Origin of the sequence: Brevibacterium sp. S22 (genome assembly GCF_004745485.1) — a bacterium.
Taxonomy (GTDB): domain Bacteria; phylum Actinomycetota; class Actinomycetes; order Actinomycetales; family Brevibacteriaceae; genus Brevibacterium.
On sequence record NZ_RHFG01000004.1, the window covers coordinates 221,932 to 245,055 of the forward strand.

The 23,124-nt window shown below is 59.6% G+C and carries 21 protein-coding genes and 1 tRNA gene; 8 read left to right on the forward strand and 14 right to left on the reverse strand.

Annotated elements, in window-relative coordinates:
- Nucleotides 1-241: 241 nt before the first annotated feature.
- Nucleotides 242-829 (reverse strand): hypothetical protein, encoded by a 588-nt coding sequence (locus tag EB835_RS06460; protein WP_240688587.1) that lies wholly within the window; start codon nucleotides 827-829, stop codon nucleotides 242-244.
- 175 nt (nucleotides 830-1,004) lie between these two features.
- On the opposite strand from EB835_RS06460, the gene EB835_RS06465 reads away from it, so the two are divergent.
- Both EB835_RS06465 and EB835_RS06470 read left to right on the forward strand, forming a co-directional pair.
- Complete coding sequence (locus EB835_RS06465) at nucleotides 1,005-1,943, forward strand: hypothetical protein (RefSeq protein ID WP_135808634.1); 939 nt, start codon at nucleotides 1,005-1,007, stop codon at nucleotides 1,941-1,943.
- A gap of 243 nt (nucleotides 1,944-2,186) precedes the next feature.
- Nucleotides 2,187-2,262: transfer RNA gene (locus EB835_RS06470), tRNA-Lys, on the forward strand.
- A gap of 213 nt (nucleotides 2,263-2,475) precedes the next feature.
- On the opposite strand, the gene EB835_RS06475 is transcribed toward EB835_RS06470, so the two are convergent.
- The 3 genes from EB835_RS06475 to EB835_RS06485 form a co-directional block, all read right to left on the reverse strand.
- Complete coding sequence (locus EB835_RS06475) at nucleotides 2,476-4,029, reverse strand: transposase (protein WP_240688592.1); 1,554 nt, start codon at nucleotides 4,027-4,029, stop codon at nucleotides 2,476-2,478.
- A 136-nt stretch (nucleotides 4,030-4,165) separates the two neighbouring features.
- Nucleotides 4,166-4,867, reverse strand: a complete 702-nt coding sequence (locus EB835_RS06480) for a hypothetical protein (RefSeq protein ID WP_135808636.1) — start codon at nucleotides 4,865-4,867, stop codon at nucleotides 4,166-4,168.
- Between the two features lie 397 nt (nucleotides 4,868-5,264).
- Entirely contained in the window at nucleotides 5,265-6,455 is a 1,191-nt protein-coding gene (locus EB835_RS06485) for an integrase catalytic domain-containing protein (RefSeq protein WP_135808637.1), read from the reverse strand.
- A 1,082-nt stretch (nucleotides 6,456-7,537) separates the two neighbouring features.
- Between EB835_RS06485 and EB835_RS06490 the strand changes: the two genes are divergently transcribed.
- Nucleotides 7,538-7,822: a hypothetical protein gene (locus tag EB835_RS06490; protein ID WP_135808638.1), complete on the forward strand. Its 285-nt coding sequence runs from the start codon at nucleotides 7,538-7,540 to the stop codon at nucleotides 7,820-7,822.
- A 471-nt stretch (nucleotides 7,823-8,293) separates the two neighbouring features.
- On the forward strand, nucleotides 8,294-9,391 hold the full coding sequence (locus tag EB835_RS06495) for an IS630 family transposase (RefSeq protein WP_240688588.1): 1,098 nt from the start codon (nucleotides 8,294-8,296) through the stop codon (nucleotides 9,389-9,391).
- Between the two features lie 440 nt (nucleotides 9,392-9,831).
- Here EB835_RS06495 and EB835_RS06500 read toward each other — a convergent pair whose 3' ends face one another.
- From EB835_RS06500 to EB835_RS20255, 5 genes are all read right to left on the reverse strand, one after another.
- Nucleotides 9,832-11,907 carry a prolyl oligopeptidase family serine peptidase gene (locus EB835_RS06500; RefSeq protein ID WP_135808639.1) on the reverse strand — a complete coding sequence of 692 codons (2,076 nt, stop codon included), beginning with the start codon at nucleotides 11,905-11,907 and terminating at the stop codon, nucleotides 9,832-9,834.
- 54 nt (nucleotides 11,908-11,961) lie between these two features.
- Complete coding sequence (locus tag EB835_RS06505; protein ID WP_135808640.1) at nucleotides 11,962-12,516, reverse strand: hypothetical protein; 555 nt, start codon at nucleotides 12,514-12,516, stop codon at nucleotides 11,962-11,964.
- A 143-nt stretch (nucleotides 12,517-12,659) separates the two neighbouring features.
- Nucleotides 12,660-13,247 (reverse strand): PucR family transcriptional regulator, encoded by a 588-nt coding sequence (locus EB835_RS06510; protein WP_276605986.1) that lies wholly within the window; start codon nucleotides 13,245-13,247, stop codon nucleotides 12,660-12,662.
- Between the two features lie 12 nt (nucleotides 13,248-13,259).
- Nucleotides 13,260-13,928: a hypothetical protein gene (locus EB835_RS06515; RefSeq protein ID WP_135808642.1), complete on the reverse strand. Its 669-nt coding sequence runs from the start codon at nucleotides 13,926-13,928 to the stop codon at nucleotides 13,260-13,262.
- Between the two features lie 95 nt (nucleotides 13,929-14,023).
- The gene (locus EB835_RS20255; protein WP_168216637.1) at nucleotides 14,024-14,203 is read right to left on the reverse strand and encodes a hypothetical protein; all 180 of its coding nucleotides are present in this window, start codon (nucleotides 14,201-14,203) and stop codon (nucleotides 14,024-14,026) included.
- A gap of 500 nt (nucleotides 14,204-14,703) precedes the next feature.
- On the opposite strand from EB835_RS20255, the gene EB835_RS20770 reads away from it, so the two are divergent.
- Entirely contained in the window at nucleotides 14,704-15,702 is a 999-nt protein-coding gene (locus tag EB835_RS20770; protein WP_346763140.1) for a DUF885 domain-containing protein, read from the forward strand.
- Between the two features lie 109 nt (nucleotides 15,703-15,811).
- Here the strand turns inward: EB835_RS20770 and EB835_RS06530 are convergent, their stop codons facing one another.
- The 4 genes from EB835_RS06530 to EB835_RS06545 form a co-directional block, all read right to left on the reverse strand.
- The gene (locus EB835_RS06530) at nucleotides 15,812-17,503 is read right to left on the reverse strand and encodes a DUF885 domain-containing protein (protein ID WP_168216647.1); all 1,692 of its coding nucleotides are present in this window, start codon (nucleotides 17,501-17,503) and stop codon (nucleotides 15,812-15,814) included.
- 221 nt (nucleotides 17,504-17,724) lie between these two features.
- Entirely contained in the window at nucleotides 17,725-19,035 is a 1,311-nt protein-coding gene (locus EB835_RS06535; RefSeq protein WP_135808646.1) for an NAD(P)/FAD-dependent oxidoreductase, read from the reverse strand.
- A gap of 473 nt (nucleotides 19,036-19,508) precedes the next feature.
- On the reverse strand, nucleotides 19,509-19,742 hold the full coding sequence (locus EB835_RS06540) for a hypothetical protein (RefSeq protein ID WP_135808647.1): 234 nt from the start codon (nucleotides 19,740-19,742) through the stop codon (nucleotides 19,509-19,511).
- Between the two features lie 147 nt (nucleotides 19,743-19,889).
- The gene (locus tag EB835_RS06545; protein ID WP_135808648.1) at nucleotides 19,890-20,390 is read right to left on the reverse strand and encodes a CGNR zinc finger domain-containing protein; all 501 of its coding nucleotides are present in this window, start codon (nucleotides 20,388-20,390) and stop codon (nucleotides 19,890-19,892) included.
- A gap of 85 nt (nucleotides 20,391-20,475) precedes the next feature.
- On the opposite strand from EB835_RS06545, the gene EB835_RS06550 reads away from it, so the two are divergent.
- The 3 genes from EB835_RS06550 to EB835_RS20405 all read left to right on the forward strand — a co-directional run bounded on the left by EB835_RS06550 (nucleotide 20,476) and on the right by EB835_RS20405 (nucleotide 22,652).
- Nucleotides 20,476-21,348: an alpha/beta fold hydrolase gene (locus EB835_RS06550; RefSeq protein ID WP_135808649.1), complete on the forward strand. Its 873-nt coding sequence runs from the start codon at nucleotides 20,476-20,478 to the stop codon at nucleotides 21,346-21,348.
- 142 nt (nucleotides 21,349-21,490) lie between these two features.
- Nucleotides 21,491-21,787: a DUF4260 family protein gene (locus tag EB835_RS06555; RefSeq protein ID WP_205749878.1), complete on the forward strand. Its 297-nt coding sequence runs from the start codon at nucleotides 21,491-21,493 to the stop codon at nucleotides 21,785-21,787.
- 511 nt (nucleotides 21,788-22,298) lie between these two features.
- Nucleotides 22,299-22,652, forward strand: a complete 354-nt coding sequence (locus EB835_RS20405) for an MBL fold metallo-hydrolase (protein WP_205749879.1) — start codon at nucleotides 22,299-22,301, stop codon at nucleotides 22,650-22,652.
- A 21-nt stretch (nucleotides 22,653-22,673) separates the two neighbouring features.
- Here the strand turns inward: EB835_RS20405 and EB835_RS06565 are convergent, their stop codons facing one another.
- Nucleotides 22,674-23,078 carry a hypothetical protein gene (locus EB835_RS06565; protein WP_135808650.1) on the reverse strand — a complete coding sequence of 135 codons (405 nt, stop codon included), beginning with the start codon at nucleotides 23,076-23,078 and terminating at the stop codon, nucleotides 22,674-22,676.
- Nucleotides 23,079-23,124 lie beyond the last annotated feature (46 nt).

The following is a 23,124-nucleotide window of genomic DNA, read 5'->3' on the forward strand; positions in this document are numbered from 1 at the left end:
TACTCGTTCATGCTCAAGAATCCACCGCCGAGGCGGCCCTCCGTCCGTTGAGAATCTCACAGTCCCGGTGTCGGTCGGGAGGGAATAGCCGGTCCCGGCAGGGATCGGTCGTACAGGGCCGGTCAGGGCCGGTGATTCCGGTGATCGCACGCTCGATCGGGGCCGCCTCGGCGGAGGTGATTGCGGTGGTGACACGGGCACACAGGGTCGGTCGGGGCCGGTGATTCCGGTGGTCACACGGTCAGTCGAGGCCGCCTCGGCGATGGGCGACGGCCGCGTCGGACAAGTCCTGGGAGAGTCGGTGCAGGCGGGTGCCGGTGTCGTGGTCGTCGGTGCCTGCCGCGCAGATGCCGACGAAGGCGGCGGCGCGCAGCAGAGCGATGACGACGTCGCCGCGGAAGGCTCCGACGAGGATCTCGTCGATGGCGTGGGCCACTTCATCGGGTCCGGCGGGCAGTTCGACGCCGGCGAGGATCTCGTCGTAGCCGATGCCTTCGGTCATGCGACGCTGACCGTCGGAGAACATCTCGGAGAGTTCGCGAGGTGCGGACTTGATCCATTGGCGCAGCGCGTAGAGGCGCCACAGCGCACCGGGTGCGGAGACGGCTGGAGCGGCGGACCACATCTCGGCGATGACTTCGAAGCCGATGTCATCGGCGAGTTCGACGAAGCGCCTGGTGGCAGCCTCGTTGCGGTTGCCGTCGGAATCGCCGAGCAGCAGTGCCGCCGTGGCGTGCGAGGTCTCCGAACGGGCGACGGGATCGTCGACGGCACCGACGGCGTCGAGGTCGGCCAGGGGGACGGGACGGTGGAATGCGCGCTGTGACATGGTCAGGGCAGTCTAGTCCCTGCGGGCGCGCGGGGACTAGGACGTGGAGCACATTCGGACTTTCGCCGCACGGTCAGGTTCCACTCCTCAGACTCACAACGGCCGCAATTAGACTTATCCGTGATTCGCGTCTGCGACCTGCAGTCGCAAGTGACCGAAACGAGGAGGAACTCTCGTGGCAAAATCATCAGTGGCGAAGACGGGCCTCGACAAGGCTGCGAAGTTGGCAGTCAATGACGACGGCACCCTCAATCCCCGCGCCCAGTCGATGTTGTCGCGTCTGCTGTCCGTGCAGCGGCCCGCTGCGCTGGCATACGTGCGCAGTCTGCGCCGCAGGCACCCGGACGCAACCCCCGAAGAGCTCATCAAGATCATTCGCCGGCACTACCTGACGCTGACGACCTCGGGCGGTGCCGCTGTCGGTGCGACTGCTGCCGTTCCGGGGCTTGGCACGACGGCCGCCCTGGGTGTCGCCAGCGTCGAAACTGCGGGGTTCCTCGAAGGCACTGCACTGTTCGCACAGGCGATCGCAGAGATCCACGGATTGCCGGTCGCCGATGCCAAGCGGGCGAACGCGCTGGTACTCGGTCTCATGCTGGGCAAGGACGGAAAGAACCTCATCCAGAAGTTCAGCAAGCAGAACGGCGGCGTGGAGTCGATGTTCGGCAGCTGGGGCGCCACCGTGACCAAACAGCTGCCCGCTCCCCTGGTCGACCTGCTCGTGCGCAAGCTGCGCAAGACCTTCATCCGCAAGTTCGCAACTCGCGCCGGCGGGTCGCTGGTCGGCCGCCTGCTGCCTTTCGGCATCGGTGCGGTCATCGGAGCTGTGGTGAACGGGCAGATGGCGCGGAAGGTCGCCGCGGAGTCGAAGGAGGCCTTCGGCGCCGCGCCGACGGTCTTCCCCATCGAGACCGATCCCGAATACGTCGCTCCGAAGAAGGACCGGAAGCTGCTGTCGAGCCTCAAGCACGTCTCGGCTCTGCTCGGAAAGCTGAAGAAGGACAAGGGCATCGAGTCCGAGGTCATCGAGCCCAGCGACTCTGCTGAGCTCGAGGCGCCGGACGGGCTGCCTCGCACCTACACGGGTGAGGATCAGCGCGGACTGGAGAAGTAGGGCCGGCCGGGCGGGCCGTCTCGAGAAGTAGGGCCAGCCGGGGCGGGCCGTCGAAAGGTCCGGCCGGGGCGGGCCGTCGAAAGGTCCGGCCGGGGCGGGCCGTTGAAAAGGTCCGGGTTTCGGCTGACGGCCGATGGCCGCCGATGGCAGCCCCTGGTTTGAGTAATCTGGGCGCCTGCCTCTACTATTAATTCGTCTCCACCATGCATTGTCGGGCCTGTGTCCTGCGCCTGCGGTGGGGCGGGGCCTCTAGCTCAGTTGGTAGAGCAGCGGACTTTTAATCCGCGGGTCGTGGGTTCGATCCCCACGGGGCCCACCACGGGTAGTTCGCGAAATTTCTGGGAGTGGGTTCGCGAAACTCCGCCACAGGCCCTCTCGCCCATTCGAATCGACCAGATACGCCGCCGTGACTCCACACAGGGCGAGTTTCAGTCACCCTCACCGTATGAGACACCATGCCGACGGGCCACAACAGCATAAATTGGCCCGTGCACGAACGAATTCGGGCACGGGCCGTCGCTAGAGGTGTTGATCAGTTACTGGGCAGAGAAAATGGTTGCAGCCAATCGACGCCGTCTGCAGGTTCGCCAGGCGGTGGTTGGTCCGGCTTCCGCCTGGTCCGGTGAGCAAATGCTCTCCTTTTTGTGATTTGCGACGACGATGGCCTCCACGTGACTTCCTCGGCGGGCACGTTCGGGGCTCCTGGATCCCACTCATACGCCGATAGGAGTACCTCAATATTGTTCGCCGCGACCAGCAGTGCCACCAGAATTCCGGTCTTGTTCGTCCCCAGCACACGAGTACTGCCGCGGGCGAGGCGTGAGTGATGGAATTTGATGCTGGCGTTGTATGACTCGACGTGATTGCGTCGATTGTAGTCAGCCTTCCATTGCTGTGTCCCGTAGGGGTGGCGCTGTCGTATTTGCAGATGATCATCCGGTCCCAGAGTCGGTGCTATAGAGCAGGCGCATCCGTGCGGGTCGCAGTCCAAGGTCGGTCGAGTCGCCGGACTCAGTCTCATCGATTTCGCATTGTTCGGGCAACGCACACGACCGGTTAGGGCCGGGCCACGCACCCTTTGGGTCCCCCGTTTCAGGTCCGGGGGCCCGAGTCGGGCGAAAAGGTATGGCAGGCGTTCTTCGTACAATGCCACCTTTTCGACGGTTTCTTCCTGAGTCTCTCCGATCGAGAAACCCGGCAGATTTCGCAGCCGAGTCGGTAATGCGTCGATGAACAGAGCACCATCGACGAAGATGGTGTGGGGTTTCGGCCCAGGATGGACGCCTCGCTGATTCGTGTGCAGGTCACAAACCTGTTCGATGCCTCGTAGACCGAGTTCGCGTGCCCAGTTCTCGGCGCTGAGGTATGAGTATCCGCGATCGACCAATGCTGTGTCCGGTCCACGGTCGTCGCGGATCAACGCGTCGAGGACCCCCAAACCTCCGTCTGCCTTATAGTCACCAGCAGGCTTGATTGAAAACGCAGTCGTTAAGGGCGCAACCGCGTCTTCCGGTGACTCGCCCACGCAGGCCGCGAAATGCAGGTCCCATCCGACAAAGACACCCTTGGGTGAGAGGTTCTTCCCCGCCCGGTATCCTTCGCGGGCATCGGGATCGAACGTGGCCTGAATGCGTCCGTCATCGCCGATCCGTGGCCACCCGCTTTCGTTGGCCCCCGGTTTCACAGGCTTGGCGTCGGGTTCCGGCAGCGATCCTGGCGCAACGTCCGGGGTCTTCCTCCATGCGCGGCGACGGCGATGAGTCTCATAGTCTGTCGAATCCACGGCCACGCTGGGTCGATTCTTCAAGTGCTCGGGCAATACCCCACTGACGATGAGTGAAGCGAGGTCATCGAGGCCCATGCCCAGTTTCGGTGGCGTGTATTCCCCTGTGTCATTGTCTACAGTCTCTTCGACCGCGCGGGACAGGTCTGTCAGTGCCCGATCGACTTGCGAATACGATGCGGCACGTTCCATACCGATGCGTTGTCGTTGCTTCGCAGTCAGCCTCCCAGCGACACGGTTGATTCGGGTCAAGAACAACTCACCATTCGATTCGATCGCCGCGATCATCGCCAGCACCAACATCACGTACCACGACTGTGCCCGAGGACGACCAACACGGGCCGTCATCCGTTCTTGGAGCGTCTTGACAAGCGACGGATCGACAGCGGCGCATGCCCGCCGGAAAACGTGGGCCGCGACAGGGTCGACGATGACAGACTCACGCCTCGGCATTGATACCCGCCGCTTTGAACAGATACTCGCTGGCATCAGCTCGAACCGGAATATGGGGTGTCAGTCCTTCCAGCGACTTCGCCGACGCTGTGCCCGACACTCGCTGGAACTCGCTGATGCGAACATCATCATTGAGAACCCGGGCCATCCAGGTGATCCGGAGTCGACGGCACCGCAACGGTGGAAGATGGACAGGGAATTCAATACCTTCCAGCATCGCGCCCATGGGATCATTGACTTTTCGTGACACTCGCCCGATCAGCCGCCCTGTCGGGTACCGTTCGCACAAGTCCGCGAGAACAGGTGCATAGTCGATGCGAACGGGCACAGTCCGATCCGGTAAAACGATCACCCACAAGCGGTCATCATGTGGATGCTGACGCACATTCTCGGCAGCGGATACCGACAGAATCTCCGACGCCTGCAATCCGGCTCCCCCGCCGAGGGTCAGCACGGTCTTGAGCACGCGTTGACGACGGACAGTCGCCTGCGCGTATGCTGCCTGCCAGTAGGCTGCAAGGGTGTCGGAAGTATACGGGCCCGACAGTGTCGACGGGCGGGGGAACATCACTGCCGGAGACCACGCCGGTGACTGTGCCTGAGCCACTCGTCGCAAATGTGAACGCACTGAGCTCTTACTACTCATCGACAGGTCCGCCAATGCAGTCGCGACGAAGTGATCAATCATCGCCGGCACCAAGATCCGCCCCATATCAAGGGGTGCGTCCTGTCGAAGAGCCCACACAGTTAACTGGGTTGTGTAACGGATAGCGCACAGGGCCGCGCGCGCAGAGCCATGATCGGCTCGCTCAACAGCAGCCCGAACCTCATCTCGGATCCGGTCCCATTCTGCCGGAGGCACTGATGACGGTGACGGCCGATAGACGCCGATGACACAGACAGGGTCACTGACGCGCTGCCCGCCGACAGAGACTAAGCCAGCCACGATGAGTTCCTACCAATGTGTGGCAGAGCATGAACGCCTGAAGCCTCATTGCAATACCTCCGGGAAAGAAACATCGTTGCCTCATAGGAAAACCTCCGGCACGGCAGGGTCGTTGCCTCAGATGAGAACCTCCGGAAGTTCACCCGTGTTCCCAGAACCGGTGGGGCACAGGCTTGGCCCGGGCTGGGTTCTTCGCCACCGATAGTGCCTCGAGCCGACCAGTGAGGTCGAGGACCTGTCGCTCCAGGGCCGCCGGTTTGATCCGTTTGAACGCAGCATTCATCGTGATGATCGGGCGTTTGCGCATGGTCTCGTGCGCAATCGCTCGCTGGTGGGGCGTCTTCGGCTGGTCGTGTTGCTTTGAGACTTTAGCTCCGTGGCGGGTCTTGGAGATGAGTTTCTGTTGTGGGAGCAGATAGTTCGTGAACACTCGGTCGAGTTCCCAGATCTGGTTGAGCAGCTCGAGTTCGGCTGGCGTGTCGTAGCGGAGGTAGCCGACGAGTTCGCGGACTCTGGCCCAGTTCTTCTGCTCGACATGAGCGCCATCGTTTTTGTTTCCGGCCCTTGACCGGGTGAACGTGATCTTGTGGTCGGTGCAGTAGGCCAACAGGTGGTCGTTGATGAACTCTGACCCGTTGTCGGAGTCGATGCCGATGATCGGGAAGGGGAAGACGCTGATGACGTGCTCGAGGGCTTCGAAGACCCATTTCGCGGCCTTGTTCTTCACCGACCTGTTCACCGTCCAGCCCGTGCTGATATCGGTCACGGTCAGGGTGAAGCAGTACTCGCCGGCGGCGTTGCCGCCCTCGTGGCCGACGAGGTCGATTTCGACGAACCCGGGCACCGCGTCGTCCCACTCAGCCCAGGTACGGATGGGGATCTGTGACTTCAGCAGGGATCCGGGCTTGGTGTGGGACCGGCCCCGGGGAAGCATCTTCTTCCGCTCGCCGGCGAGCTTGCGATCGATGGTCGCCGCACTCATCTTCATGAGCAGGTCTGCTTGGTCATCGGTGATGTCGAGTTCTTTGTCGCGGCGCAGCATCGGCACCAGAGTCGGCAGCATCGCGGCCAGGAGGCGTCCTGCTGGTGCTCGCAGTACCGCCCAGCAGGTGATCAGCGCTGGCATCAGGTCGGGTCCATAGACGGGTTTCCGGCCCGGTTTGGGTTTGACGATGGTCGGGGTCAGCGCGTTCCTTAACGCTTGGCGGGCGTAGTCACGATGCCAGCCGGTGAGGTCGACGAGTTCATCGAGGATCCGGGTCTTGCCGGCCCGGTCGGTGCGTTTGTAGGCAAGGGCCTTCTTCTTCGTCACGGCTTGTCGTTGCTTCATTGTCAACTCCATGAAAATCAGGCGTACTCGTCATTGATGCCTGCCTGGTGGAGCCACTCCGGTGGCGGAGGTTTTGTTCTGAGTCAACGACCCGGCCGTGCCGGAGGTTTTCAAATGAGGCAACGATGATGGTTACGCGGAGGTTTTCTATGAGTCAACGCGGAACGTTGACTTGTGCCAAGAAATAAAGGCATAATGAAGGCACTGATTCCTCCTCGAGGTCAGTCAATGAGTAGCAGAAGGTCGATCTGCGGAAATATCGTTGAAGAGGATCCGAGCTACCACTCGGATCCTCTGATATATTCAGCCGTTGTCCGGAGGCTCGATCACCTCCCGAATCAAGGCACCATCAATGAGCCTCTCTACTGCTGATGAGAACGACGCAATCTTCGCCGCAGATTCATACTCAAATACGGCGGAATATGCGGGGAGGCGAACCTCAACCCGACGCACGGCATCCGGCTGACGTTGACGACGCCAGAGGGACTCACATTGCGTTGCAGAGAAAGACATTCAAACTTCCAAACCATAGAATTATCACTCGCAGTCCATTCGCTTCAGACTGCAAGCTGCCTCTCTCCTGGTGCACCATACTACCGGAAGCCGTCAATGGAGTCGCTGTTATCTTTTTCCCGGCGTGTCGTCCCCGCAGTGCGATCGTTCGGTTCGAGCGTGAACCGAACGATCGGCAACTCAGCTCAGCGCTGCCCCACTTCGATGGAGTGGGACTCGTCCACTGTCACGGAAGCATGGTCATGCATGCGCGGCGCGTTAAAGAACCGGCTCACCCGCCTCTGGTCCTTCTCTCACTTTGCACGCTCGGGTCAAAGCATGTAGAGATTCAGAAACGGTCCCCGTGCTCCCATTGCCTACAGCCAATGAAGCAATTCGGCCATCGAGCACGAGGCCTTTGCCGTACGAAGACACCACGCATCCCTCGTTCCCTGCTCAGTGACTGTCCATGAGACACAACAGCCCCTTTGCACCGCCCCCTTCGATGCGCCTCCTGTCTCGGATAGGATCAACACACCCCGGGTCGAGACAGAGGAGCGATTGCAGTGACGAACCACAGCATTGGATACGTGTACGAAATCGTCGCCATGATGATGACCGCCGATCTCCTGGGGATGAACAAGTCGGGACTGCGGAACGGAGCGCTCAAAAACGGTGTGACGGAGGACCAACTGCGCAATGCTCGAATCGTCCTTTCCGCACTTCCCGACACCAGCAACCAAGGGCTGGTCGAATTCACCCACCGCATCTACATCATGGACGGCCTGGAACGGGGCTACATTTCCAGCGGTGAAGAGAATAAATACACGCCCCAAGAAATCAGCCAGCTCGCCTACGAACACTACCGTCAGTAAAAAACGATCCACCGGCTCGGAACCCAACGATTTCGCGTGCGGTTGCCGTCAGGCTCCGAGGCGTAGAGGCTTCTCTTCTTGGTTTCCTAAGCAGCCGCGGGGTCCAGCCACGGACTGCCCGATCCATTCAGAATGGATCTCAAACGGCGGTCAGTAAGTCAATCACTGAGTGCAACCTCATCTGGTTGTACCAGGCCACCCACTTCGACGTCTCAGCCATGACGGCCGGTCGCCGTGGCAGAAGCCGCTACCGCCGGAAAGACTCACCCCTGCCCGCGTACGTGCAGGCTTTCGCCGCATCCACCAGACACTGACTCATCCAGCGTGTGCGCCGATAGTGGCCAGACCGGGTCCTGGGCGTCCCTGAGGACGCCCGAACACGACCAAAGCACCCATCCAACCGGTCGGCAAAGCCGCCTAGCGTCTCGTGTCGTTAGTTTCTGAATGGTTGAGTGTTTGCGAGAATTGGGTATGGCGAATTCTCCTGCTCCAGCACTTGTTCTACACGAAGGCGAAGAGGACTTCCTGCGGGAATGGGTGCGCTCCTCGACGATCAAGGCCGGCCTGGCCACGCGGGCACGGATCGTGTTGCTGGCCGCCGATGGACTCGCGAACACGCACATCGCCGAATTGACCGACTCGTCCGTAGTGACCGTGCTGAAATGGCGGGCCCGCTATAGCGAATCTGGCATCGCCGGACTCGGTGATGATCCTCGCTCAGGACGTCCGAAGCAGCTTGATCACTTCGATATCGTCACGACCACCCTGATGCCGCCACCGAAGAAGTACGGAGTCACTCACTGGTCATCGCGTCTGTTGGGCAAGCACCTGAAGGTCGGCAACGCGACCGTTGCTCGGGCCTGGCGCGAGTACGGAATCCAACCGTGGAAGGCCGAGACGTTCAAGTTCTCCACCGATCCCGAACTGGAAGCGAAAGTCACCGACGTCATCGGCTTGTACCTGGCACCACCGGAGAATGCGGTGGTCCTCAGTGTCGACGAGAAATCCCAAATCCAGGCACTCGACCGCACGGCACCGTTGCTGCCGATGCGCATGGGCGATGCGAAGAGGCGCACCCACGATTATCACCGACATGGAACCTCAACTCTGTTCGCCGCCTTGGAGGTCGCTACGGGACAGGTCACCGGCGCGGTGAGACCTCGGCATCGTCGGCAGGAGTTTCTGTCGTTTCTGCGTCAGATCGATCGAACATACCCGAACCAGGAGCTGCATCTGGTGTTGGACAACTACGCCACTCACAGGACAGCCGAAGTGCGTCAGTGGCTGGATGAGCATCCGCGATTCCATGTGCATTTTCCCCCGCAAGCGGGAGGTGCCCCCTCCCCGACGTCAGGGTCGTGGCTGAACCTCGTGGAGGTCTGGTTCGGCATCATCGATCGCCAAGCGATCAAGCGTGGCGTGTTCACATCGGTGAAGGATCTCAACGCGAAGATTCGGGCTTTCATCATTGGGTGGAACAAACGCAAGCACCCCTTTGTGTGGACGAAGACGCCTGAACAAGTCCTCGAGAAAGCGAAACCTCGACTAATTTCAGAAACGCGACACTAGATACCTAACTTTGGCATCCAGCATTACATGATCAGCAACTCCACGGCGCACATCAGCTGCCTTCGCCGGGAAGGCCATGAACAGTCGAATGCTCAGTCGAAAGCCCACCGAAAAATGTTGCCCGGTCGTAGGCAAAAGGGTACGCGAGAGAGCATTGGGATATGTTTGATAACGCTCGGATCGAGAGCTCAGGTCACCCACGCAATACGGATACCAACGTCGCCTGCCGACGCAGGCGCAGAGCAGGCATCGGCTTGCGGCAGCCAGAACCTGCTTCGTATATGACCAGCAGCGCCAGCTGATTTAGAAAATCGACTTCTGAGCCACCGAATTTCGCCACCACCATATGACAACAAGCTCAGGAGCACCTACTCACCCTGCAGTGCCTGGCCGAAACGATTTCAGCGCGTCAGCCAGGCACATGCCCAAAGGAGAAACCGTCATTCCGGTGGTGTCATCCCCAACCTCCGCATGAGAAATGCCAACCAATGCGTCGTGTGCAGAACACCTTCTGAACGACTCGATGATGTGCCATGCCCAACCCCATCCCACACACGCAGCAGAGCTGGGGTAGAGGTGCCCACGCAGTTCTGCAGCCGAGCACTGAACTTGCGAATCTGCCCGGGGGGACAGGCCATGTCGACCGCTCCTGAATGCACATAGAACCACGGATAGTCCGCATCGCTCTCGATCAGATGATAAGGCGAAAACGTTGCCAGACGCCGCACCTCGTCCGGGTCATCGAGGTCCCCGTAGTCACTGGCGATCGCCAATTTCCCATACGGATGCCGATGAGAGCCGATGACATCCAATATCGGACATTGCGAGACTACTGCAGCCCACAGATCAGGACGCTGAGTCAGAGCAACACCTGCAGTCAGTCCGCCACTGCTCCACCCGGTCATCGTCAGTTGATCCGGCGACGAAAGCCCGTTCGAGATGAGATCTTCCGCGACCGAGAAGAGATCGTCATAACTGTTCTGCTTGTCTGCAAGCCGCCCGGCATCCGCCCAATCGGAGCCCAGATCGCTCCCACCCCGCTGGTGCGATATGGCCAGAGCACCGCCAGAGGCCACAAATGCAGCCAGCGGTCCCGGATACTGCGCCGGCCACGACACACTTCCACCGCCGTAAGCAGTGATGAGAGTCGGCAACGACGGAGATTCCGTTCTGTTGTGCGGGGAGACGAGATGATAGGGGACGCGAGTTCCGTCCGCAGAGACAGCAGTTCTCAGCTCTACGTTGACATCTGGCATGGTGACGCGCGGGCTGCGGAGAATCTCCAAATGGCCTGTCCCGAGTCGGTAGCGATACACACCCGGAGAAGATGCCGGACTGGAGTAGTGAAATACAAACTCCTCGGGATGCCCGGAAGGAACAAGACCGGCATGCGGCAAGATGTCGTGCGGCATCGCACCACCGCGAGGTAGGGGCACCTCCTCGAGTTCCTGTCCATTGAGGTCGAAGACCCAGGCGCGAGCCTCAGCATTGAGCGATCCGATGACGACCAGACGTCCGCCGATGAGGCGGACTTGGTGAAGAACTCTCTCGGACTCGCGAACAAGCTCCAGCCAACTATCCGCATCCGCCGGAGTCGAACTGTCCAAAGGTATCGCCACGAGCCTGCCGCGAGGCGCTCCGTGATTGGTGACAGCAACATAGCGATCCCCATCGATGACGCCGCATACCGCCGCGTCCACCCCATGGACGAAAGGCCGCCAATTGCGCTGCGGCAGATCGCAGACAAAGCGCGGCAGAGTCCATACCGAAGTGGCAACGGCGTGTCTTCCGTCGGCTGCCACCTGGACGACCGGCGCATCATCGGGCACACCAACCGGTTCAGGCTGGGCCGGCGGCGGCGTTCCCAGCTCGTGGAAGAACGCCTCGAAAGTGAACACATCAGCAGTTTGGACACCAGCGGTGTAGAAGAAGCCTGTGCTGTCGCCGAGCCATTGAGGAGTGACCAGAGGCCCGACAGTCTGCTGAGGGATACGATCTGACAACCGCTCTCCGGAATCGACGTCAAGGAGCTGAATCTCGGCGAGCTCCTGCCCGTCTGACGCAATTCCGAGTGCCACGATCTGTCCGTTCGGCGAAGGCACGAACCATGTCACCTGCTGCCCGGGAGTCGTGTTGGGATCGAAAATGACTCTGCCCGGATCCCCCGGTGATTCCGACACGGTGACAACTGCTCGATCCGGGTATTTCGTGGCAGTCGGTCGGTCCAACTGGAACCAGCGCCCTCCTGCGAATTGCAACGGTGGATCAACCATCCAGTTGGGTGAACCGTTGCCGTCAGCGACATGATGATCGACGAGCTCGTGGAGACGGCCATAATGCGGCCACGAGCGTACGAAGTCGTCAGTGACCGCATTCTGAGCCTTCTGCCAATCAGCAGTCTCATCGGTTTCTTCCTCCAGCCACCGATAGGGGTCAGGGAAGGTGACACCAGCGACAGTGTCCTGCTCGTCAACGACTCGCGCTTCGGGATATTTCAATCTCTCATCAGATTTCATGGTCTGCTTCCTCTGAACGAAATGGGAAATGCTGGCTTTGCCGGACGTCTATTCCTAGAGCGGATAGAATCCTTCGGTATCCGGGAATTCGACCGGAACGGTCGCTGCCGATTGAGCCGCACGAAATGCGTCTTCTGTACGGGTCAGGACGGTGGAGTCTCCGTGCATCTCAAAGACCGGCTCTTCCCCGTCGCCGTCCCGAACGGCTTTGCTGCTGCGGATGGTCTCTGCCCAGTTGCCGAAGAACGTCAGATCGGCGGCGTTAGGAGGGGCAAGAGAGAACATTGCCCCTGCGTCTGGACTGAATTCGAGAACCCAGTACACGGTTCCGTCGGGTCCACCTTCAAGTTCATAGGCGATCTCGAATCCGCGATCCAGCTCAGCGCACGCCTCAAGGACCAAGTCCGACTCAGCAAGCAACTCATTCATTCGGCTGACGTGCTCAGGTGACATGAAAATCAATGACTTCATTGCAGCCTCCTCGCGTGCTACGTGAGACTCATCGTATGCCAGGGCAAGAATTGCCAATATATGCGATTGCCGAAATATTGCCATCCCCAATCCATCAAATGTAGAAATAGTCATCGGCCGCTGACCAGCGACGGTCATTCTCAGTCTGAGATAGACCACAGCCCTCGAACGCCGAGGATCACTGCTTTCCCAGTGTGTGTTCCAGGCGCCGTGACTTTCCAGGAATTTTCACACACTGTGGCGTATGCGGATGGTGCGGGACGCAGTTATGTCTGCTTCGATCAGCGATGTTCGATGAGACGGGCGATCTTCAGTCCCAGATGCAGACTGAGTCGATCGTCGCCGGAGGAAAGGCTCAGTCCGGTCGTCTCTTGGATTCGTTTGAGCCGATAGTAGAGACTCGTACGATGGATATGGAGCTTCTCAGACGTCCGCTTCACCTCTCCGGCATTGTCGAGATAGGTCTCAAGCGTGCGAACCTGGTCGTCGTTCGCCGTGGTGGCAGAGTCAAGAAGCCTGCGCAGACCTGGCGGTATGTTAGCACCGAGTCGGTCGAGGGGCATTTCGGCCAACAGACCGTAGATTCCGAGCGCGCTGTGGTGCACTACCGGCCCGAGTATTCGCACGATCTGCGCAACTTCGGCTGCTTGACGGGCCTCAGCATACGCTGCTTTCACATTGTCGAGATTCTGGTGTGCACCGCTTGCACCTACCCAACAGACAGTTCCGGCCGAACTCTCTGTGAGGACTTGATTGCGAATGGCTTCGCCGAACTCGAGGCTGGGGTCGTGGGCGAGTGTCTCACTCTGCGCTACCAGCAGGATGGCGTGGTCTGTACGTTCCAAGGCCAGGGCATGACGTTGAGGCAGTCGCTTACGCCCTTAATCGATCCCGGCGGCAAGCGCAAGGCGATCCTGGTCGGTGAGCTTCTCGTGGACCGGACTGAGTTGGACGACGATACAGTTGACTGGCTGTGAGACGAACAGATTCTCAGTGACGAGCTGCTCAGCAGCATGTTCGCACGTAGCTTCGTCACCCGTGAGCAGGTCACGGGTGAGTTCACGTTCTCGTCCGCGAGCGAGCTCCCCGAGAAGATGCTCTCGGTGCAGCATCAACCCGGCAGTCTCGCATGCCTGGCGCAGAATATCTGCCTGCTCGGCGTCGACCGAGCCTTCCGAACCGAGAAGCCACAGGAATCCCAACAGCGCGTTCTGATGCCGAACGGGTATGCCGATCCGGGCAATATCCAGGCCGAGGTCAGGCCGTGCAGGAAGGTCGAAAAGGTCGGTGACCGTGTCGGCGCCGCATTCGTATGCGTAGTCGCGCAGCGTGCGTGGCGCACTTCTCTGCATAATTGAGCCGCTGCGGGCTACATCGACCGCTGTCTGATGTGCATTGTAGGCTTTGAGCCGCAGCTCGGCATCGTCGATGGCCACAGACCGGCTCAGGCGGTTCCCTACGTTGTCGACTAATCGCTGGAGCTCTGCTGACATGAGATCGACACTACCGCACCATTCAACGGATGTTCCGATTTCATGCTCTTCGTTCATCAACTGTTGCTAGACATGCGTTGCGGGGTGTCGCATCGTTGGGTGAGGGCAATCTCGAGGAGGAGCCGTTTATGTCGCCCACTGCATCTGGTCATTCAGATCCCGCGCAGCGAGTTGCTGATGCGGCCGAAGAGTACTGGCGCCTGGAACGCGACCACGATCCTCAGTTGCAGGCTGTTGCCGGTCTCCCGATCGAACGACTCCCCGGGCTCGGTTATGAGGATGTTCTCCGACGGGCGAGCCACGGTAGTCATATAGTCGATGACATTGCCCATATCGACCCACGGCACCTTAACGGCAACGACGCCGACACCCTTCGGGCTCTTCGTTTCGTCTCAGCCAGCGACACTGGAGTTGCTGAGCGCTATTGGCAGACTCCGATCGCCACTCCTTACCAGACGCAATTCCGACTAGCTCAGCACCGCCGTACTGCTTTTGAGGCTCACCGGTTCACCGAGTCTGCAGATGTGGACCGATATCTCGACCTTGTCGCTCAGTACGCATGTTGCTTCGACACGGTGCGCTCCACAGTGTTGGGGCAGGCTGAACGCGGAGTGACTATCCCCAAACCAGCAGTGGCAACGGCGGTTGCCACCTACCGTGGACTGCGCGATACAGCATCTCAGACGTTAGCCGTTGACAGCAGTCGATCGGCAGCCTTGAGTCCGATCGATGCACGCCGGCTCCATGACGGTGTGTCGAAGCTCATCGAGCAGGATGTTTTCAAGTCGGTGGACGGATTGCTCTCGGTTCTCGATTCCCCTGAGTATCTGTCATCTGCCCAGATCGCGTTGGAATGGCAGTGCAGCCCGGCGGCGAAGAGGCTTACCGCTTCATGGTGCAACAGGAGACGAGCTCGGACGCCACGCCTGAGGATTGGTATCGGATCGGGGTGGAACAATGCGACATGCTCACTGTGCGAATGCGCGAAGTCCGCTCGGTGCTCGGATTCGATATGGACGAGTCTGCGTTCAGCACGGTCCTCAAGTCTCAGCCCCAGCTGTACGCATCCTCTCCAATTGAGGTCGAATCACGGTATCGCAGCTTCATGTCTCGGCTCGAGGCCGTGATCGACGAGCAGTTCAGCATTTTGCAAAGCGCCCCCTACGATGTTGCACGAGCAGAGCCTGAGCTTGAGGCGGGAATGACTTTCGGCTATTACGAGCTCCCATCGGCGAATCAGTCACATGGTCGTTATCGATACAATGGCTCCGGCCTCGGCGACCGATCGCTGCTTACGGCGGCGGCCCTGATCTACCACGAGCTGATGCCGGGCCACCACCTCCAAGCCTTACGACAAGCCGAGAACACGGATCTGCCCGACTTTCGTCGCTACACCCGTGCCTTCGGTGCCTTCGACGAAGGCTGGGCCGAGTACGCCAGCAGCCTCGGGTGGGAAATGGGATTGTGCGGCGATCCCTGGGATGCGTATGGGCGCCTTTCCCACGCGCGGTTCACCGCAGCCAGACTCGTCGTTGACACCGCGTTGAACTGCGGATGGTGGGATCTGGACCAATCTCTGCAGTTCATGCGCCGAAATATGTCGCTCTCGGAGGCTCAACTTCAGTCCGAAGCGATACGTTATTCAACCGATCTTCCGGCTCAGGCCCTGACCTATCGAGCCGGATATTTGACCATCACTCGGATGCGTGCCGAGGCTGAGCGGCGCATGGGCGAACGTTTCCGAGTTCGTGACTTTCACGAAGGAATCCTCGGCGCAGGTACCCTTCCGTTCAATGCACTCGACGAGCGTCTGAAGCGCGAGCTGAACTGAGACGGACACGCAAGCCCAGACTATGAGAGCCACGAGCGACCTGCTCTCGACCCAGGTGCGCCAGCAGGCGCTGTCAATTGGCGGTGCAGCTCGCGGTGCCAGGATCGCCTCAGTGTCTCTCTGTGCGAAGGATCCAACGCTGCACTACGTCAGCAACTTCGTGAAGTGGCAAAGACCCACCGCCGAGGACCAATTCGTGGAATCTACTTATGTCGAATCGATCGCTCAGCGCCGCCTCAGCATGGGTGCGCAGTCGCGCGATTTCAAGTCGTCCGACCATGTAGGCCAGTGCTTGACCAGGCCAGCCGATGTAGCGGTCGACTTCACTGACGATCTCGGGAGAATTCAGCACGGTGTTATCCTGCATGTATTCGATCGCCTGGTTCCGAGTCCATCCGAATGCGTGAATCCCGGTGTCAACCACAAGCCTGGCCGCTCTCCAAAGATCAAGAGCGACCATGCCCATCCGAGCGAGATCGCTCGAATAGAGTCCCATCTCATCAGCTAACCTTTCGGCATAGAGCCCCCACCCCTCCCCGTGGGCAGTGACATACAAGTACCTGCGGAATTCCGACAATGCCGACAGATCCTGAGAGATCGCGAGCTGCAGATGATGCCCTGGTACACCCTCGTGGAAAGACACTGCCTCATACTCGTATCGTGAACGAGTCATCGGTTCCGAGGCGTTGACCCAATATTGGCCTGGACGAGAACCATCCGGCGGACGGTACTGGCCGATAGGAGCAAACCGAGCCTCCTCATCGTTCAACTCGAGTACCTCACATCGCGCGATGTGCTCAACGTTGAACCACAATGGAACGACCTGTTCGGCACGCCTTAATGCTGATCGGACGCCGTGAAGAATCTCGTCGGAATCCCTGTACCGCAGTGCACGGGCGGTGCGCATTCGTTCTCGAACGTTCTCGAATCCGGAGATCCCCAGCTCTGACTGCGCAATCTCACACAGCTCATCGCAGAGTTCATCTCTTTGATTCAGCCCGATCCGGTGCAATTCCTCGGGGGTGAAGTCAGCTGTGGTGTGTGTAGAAACGGCGCGCGCATAGAGTTCGCCCCCACCCGGCAGATGGATCATCCCGCACTTATCGTCTGAGCGTGCAACCGGCAGCAGATCTTCCCTCACGACGGCAAGCAAACGCCGCATAGCCGGGCGCACACGAGAGTTCACCACAGCCTCTACCTCGGACCGCACATCGACACCGGGTATCTGCGGCAAGATCTCCAACAACGGATCAGACGTGGAACTCGAGGCGAGATACCCCTCGATCTGAGCGATAGCAGACACTAACTCTTGTCTGTTCGCTACAAACCCGGACTCAGCACCCTCGAGCAATCGCTGCGCCGATTGATCGAGATACCGTGGCAGTCTCGTGCATCTCTCAAGATAGGCAGCAGCTTGTGCTTCCGTGCCGCCAGCAGCCTTTCCCACAAGAGCCAGCACAGAGTAGATCGGCCCAGCTCCGACTCCTCCGATTGCCCAATCGATCACACGGCTTTCAATAGTGTCGATGACGGCTTGTGTGGCATAAAGAAGTGCACTACGCGTACTTCTGTCCCCCTCGCGAAGCCCTTCTTGACTGATTCCAGCTACAGTTTCACGAATCCGCACCATTCGGCGAACAACCTCCCGTTGCGCCGTCGGTGCCAGGTCTGGCACTTGGTGATCGTGACCCGGGATCCCAAAACTAGTCGCATTGATCGGCGACCACGTGGCGAACAGTTCGTGATATTCAGCTCCAAGCTCGTCGAGGACTGTCGGACGCTCCTCATCGTTTGCGCTCAAAACCGTTTCCCTACTTCTTTCCCGACTCATATCTGCAGGATGCAATTCTCGCTTCGACACGAATACGACTGGATATCTCACCGGCCACAGACGTGAGCACAACTTTCTGAATTGGCCGAAGAGCTCCTCTTTGATCAATGCATGTCTGCCAGAATCTGCGTCGAGCAACGGACGTTTCAATGCCTGTGAACTGAACGTGTTTCTGGCGATTTCTGTACCGGTCAGCCCATGACCGTTCCAGAGGATGTGCTGTTTCGTGAACGTTTGCGCGAGAACGCTCCGATATTGATCTCGTGTCCTGTGTATTTGCAGCGATGTATCACCGGCTTCGCGTCATGATCATGTCCGCCTTCGACAGCGTCAACCAATTCACCCATGAACTGGCCGGCAAGCGGAGCATTCTTGAACTGGTTTCCACTGGTGCCCATCGCCACATAGAAACCGTCGAGATCAGTCCGATCATAGATCGGAGCCCAATCAGTGGAGACATCGTACACACCAGCAACACCCTTCGATCGACTGGGTACAGCCAGTTCTGGCAGTCTTCGCGCGGCACGAATGACCTGAGCCTGAAATCGTTCATCAGTCACAGAGGGGTTGGCGTAGTCAGGATCATCCAGCCATTCGAACGGATCACATTCGGGTTCCGTGCCGCCGATGTAGAGTTTGTCTCCCGGAGCGGGTCGGATATAAGTTCCCAGATCCATATCTGCAATCGACGGGCCGAATCCGCCGGGAGGATTGAATCCTGTTGGTGCAGCAACCTGATGCACTTCTTGCCGCATGGGTCGAACGTCTACGGTGAACTCGCGCCCAACGCCAGCCAGCCTGTTCAGAGCACCCGACCATGGGCCCGCCACGTTGATGACCACCGGCGCTGCCAGCCAGGTACCGTCACCAAGGGCGACACCATTGACTCGACCAGCCCTGTCAGAGACTCTCACGACGGTACGATTGAAGAGAAAACGAGCACCCAGCTTCTGCGCAGCTGCAACAAGATCCTGTGCGGCGAGCTGAGGGTCACTGACAAATCCCGCATCGGGCGTGTACAGCGCGCCGAGCTCCGAGGTCGTCTCTTCGAAGAAAGCATCAGACGAGATGGATTTAGGCGGCCAGTAAGCTCCAACATCGATACCCGGAATCCGGGCGGACAGAGTTACCGGGTCCCACCTCTCATAGGGCACCCCTACTCGATCAAAGATCGGCGTGACACGTTCGCGTGGGGCGATCGGAACGTCGAGGACAGCCATCCCGTTGACCACAATCGTCGCCGACTCTGACTTGTCACTGTTCTGCAAGTAATCAGACCATTTTTCCCAACAGTGCTTGGATTCCCACGCTGTGGCTACACCATCCCAGGTGGAATAGTTGAACCGTACGACAGCGCTCGATGCACTGGTCGACCCATGGCCAGGACCACCGGATTTGTCTACAACGGCTACTTTGTAACCCCTTCGAGTCAAATCAAGCGCCACAGAAGCACCCAGTACTCCAGCCCCAATGACAATCGCGTCGGCAATCGAAGGCGTCATTACGATCGCTCGCTGAATGGATCGACAACTGTCCAAACCTGTGCGAAGCAAGTGCAATCTTCGCAGCAAGTAACACTTTTAAGAAAACTGGTCATATCTCAATTCTCACTGAACAAGTCAGCAACCTCTTCCTGCAAACGATAAATATCAACCTTCTTATTTTCTGTATGGGTGGCGCTTGGCAATATGGGCATCACGACAGAACTTCTCCTTACATCTGCCCTTCATATCTGCAGTCGAAGTGATTGGTAGCTTTCATGACCTGTGGGTGCGCTGTGAGGCGCTTGTTAATCGAATGGAGGTGAGAGTGAATCGCCCCGGGGATAAAAGAGGCAGGAAGATTGGGAGAAGGAGATTCTCTCTTGCCAGTGAAATACACCGACGAACTCAAGGTTCGTGCCGTCGAGCTCGTCATCCATGCCTAGGCCGGTCTCGAGACGGCGAACGGGGCCATCACCGGTGTTGCCGGCGAGCTAGGGCTGAGCAAAGAGACTCTGCGAGTCTGGGTGCGCAAGCAGAAGGACTCCGCCAAGGCGACACCGGCTGAGTCGGTTGACCCAGGACCGCAGTGTTTCCGGGTTCACACCGAGCTGGTCACCGATACGACGGAAGGTGCCGCGGCGGGCACCAGGGTCTGCTTCGAGGTCATCGAGGACCATGCGGACCGCTCTCTCACGAAGCTCGAGCGGGTACTTCTTTTGAGGCATGACAGGGAAGTCCTTTCCGCGGCTTCACTGTCTCCACTATTCGCGGGGACAAATCACCCAAGCCGCGTTGACCCACCAGGGCTGGGAACATCAACGATAAGCGCTCGTCCGGACCCACCGGATGCAAGCCATACTCAGATCAGGCGTTCATGAGCCTCGGGCGCGCCGGGCATGTGCCCGTGCTTTGATCCTGTTCCCACAAGTGGCCATCGAACACCATTTAGCCGTGCCAGGTCGGCTGTGGTCGATAAGGAAGAGATTGCACTCGGTGTTGGCGCAGGCACGAAGACGCCCGGGCAACCGTTCCATGACCAGTGACCATGCCAGCACCACCCGAGCGGACAACCGCTCATTGTCAGGAGCATCCAATTGCCAGTGGAGTCCATGGCTGGTGGCCTCAGGCAGCAGCACGGCATTTCTCAGGGTCCGGGCGAGGTGCTCTGTAGCCCCGTTCTTCTGACGGATCATTCCCTGCAGGGCGTCGCGGGTTCGCTTCAGGTGCAGACGTTCAGCCGTCGTGCCGACTCCGCCGAATCTTTCGACGAGTTCACTGCCGGCAGGAGAATCGAGCTCCTCAGTAGGCACTCCGTCAAGGACGGGTGCGCTGTTGAGCACTTCCAGCAGCAGATCTTCGTCCTCAATAGTCATTGCTCCCCTGCCCTTCCAGTTTTTTCGTGCGCTTAGACTATGTTAGCTTATGACTAACCAGTTAGTTAATATTTAGGAGTTAGACATGTCGCTTGTCCATCACCGCACCGTGTCCATCGATGGGATGGATGTCTTCTACCGAGAAGCCGGACCGCAGGACGCCCCGGTTATTCTGCTGCTGCACGGTTATCCCACCAGCTCTCACATGTTCCGCCACCTCATCCCCGCTCTGGCCGATCAGTACCGAGTCATCGCGCCGGATCACATCGGCTTCGGCCGTTCCTCCGCCCCATCGGTTGAGGAGTTCGACTACACCTTCGACGCGCTTGCAAAGGTCACCGCCTCACTCCTCGACACTCTCGGAGTCACCAATTACACGGTCTATGTTCACGACTACGGGGCCCCGATCGCCTGGCGTCTGGCACTGAGGGACCCGGATTCGATCGAGGGAGTGATCTCGCAGAACGGCAACGCCTACGAAGAGGGCTTCGTCCCAGAGTTCTGGGAACCGATCTGGGCCTATGCCAACGATCCCTCTGCCAGCAATGAACGGGCCTTGAGGCCCGCGCTGGAGCGTGAAGCGATCCACTGGCAGTACACACACGGAGTTCCTGATGTGACCACCGTTTCTCCCGATGCGTGGGAACTCGACATCGCCCTGATGGCCCGCCCCGGCGTCGACCGTGCCCAGCTGGCACTGTTCGCCGATTATGCCAGCAATCGCCCCCTCTACCCGAAGGTTCACCAGTGGCTACGCACCAATGAAGTGCCAGTCCTGGCCGTGTGGGGAAAGAACGACGAGATCTTCGGCCCAGCGGGTGCCACAGCGTTCCTGCGTCATGCTCCCAATGCTCGTATCGAACTGATTGACGGTGGGCACTTCGTGCTGGAGTCGCATCTCGATGAGGTCGTGGAGATCATTCACGACTGGCGCTCCAACCTGGCCAACGCAACATGACGAGATCACATGGCCAAGAGGCAGGGAACCGATATGCGCATAGAAGTCTCACCCGCCCCGGCGGTCGGCTGGCAGCGAACAGAGAACATACTGGTCGCTGTGGGCATCATCGTCGCGATCATGCCCGGGCCAGCCCTGGTGGTTGCTGATCGCGGCCTTCCTCGCCTTCGACCTCTCCGCGCTGGGATACTTGATCAGCCAACGTGTCGGGGCATTGCGCTACATCCTGGTGCACAACCATGCCCCGCCTACCGGGCTGATTGAGAGTTGGGCAGCACTACAGTTCGCTGATGTGGATGCCGATTGGCTGGTGTTGCTCGCCGCCTGCTGGGGCTTCCACGTCGCCGTCGACCGAGCACTGGGCTATGGCCTGAAGCTCGGTCCGTTCACTCACACCCACTTCGGCGTCATCGGCCGCGCTGCCGGCCAAGACACGTAGCATCATCGCGCGGGCGCAGCGAAGTGCTCCTTCGAGACTCTGCCGCAACTGTGGGGTGGAGTTCGCCTCGCCCCTGCCCGAACTCTGCCCCATCTGCGATGACGACCGGCAATGGGTGTCAACTTTGGGCCAGAAGTGGGTGACTCGGCGCGATCTGGAGGGGAGCGGACACTCCCTGACCATCACCGAGGTCGAGCACAACCTTTTCTCGCTGCGGGGCCGCCCGAAGTCCTGCATCGGTCAGACCTGCTATCTCGCCAGGACGGTTCCCGGGAATCTGCTCTTCGGCGTTCCCAGATATCTCGACCGATGAGGCAGTCACGGCGATCGGCTGCCTCTGCGGGGTTGCCGCGATTGTTCCGAGCCATCCGCACATGTCCGCACTCCAGACCGTCCTCTCGGCCGCCCTGGGCGATCCACCGCTCTGCGTGTACGACGCCAACCGGGGTTGCCACAGAGACTATTTGGGGCCCTGCGGTTCTACACCGACGAGGCCGAGCCACTGCCCGAAGTGCTACTGCGACGATTTGGCGGACACTTCCCCGGCAGCACCGTCGCCATCTGGCCGGGTGCCGATGGCCGAGGCGTCGTGCTGAGCGGAGACTCGATCTCCCCGGTCGCTCGTCCCAGTTGGGTGACGTTCATGCGCAACTTCACCAACTACCCGCACCTGTCCGCGGCAGTCGTTCGACGAGTCGCCGCCTCGGTGGCGGATCTGCACTTCGACCGGATCTACAGCAACTTCGGGCAGCCCACCGTATCGGATGGGAAGCGGACTCCGCCGAGCGCTATGCAGAGCGGGTCTCCGGCGTTCACGACGATCTGGCGCGAGTCCGAAGCATACCTGGGTCCGGCGCCGAGATGAGGACTCCCTTCCGGTCAGCCGTCACCCTGCGATGTCGAAGCTCCCCCTGTCGTTGAACTCCATCGCCAGCTCCTCCTTGTTGGGAGAGCCTCCGAGCAGTTCGACGATGTAATGCGTCACTTCGCAATTATCCAGATTGCGCACGCGATGCGGGATCAAGGGCTGAGCACTCCCGACTGTTTTGAACATCGTGAAGCCAGGTTCCGCGGTCTGAGATATTCCCCATTCCTCGTCACCGAGGTTCTGCCCCTGCACGCGGCCTGCATCGGGCCAGATGATGACGTGGTCGTGATGGTGCTGATGGAAGTCGAAGATCGCGTGTGGGCCGAGAGTCATCGACCACACCCGCACTCGGTCGTTCTCGAACACCAGCGTATCGCCGGGTGTGGGTGGAATCGTCGGGGTCTCGGACGAGGTATCTGACATTATGTGTGCTCCTATCGTGGTGGTGAGAAGGATGTGAGCCATAGGT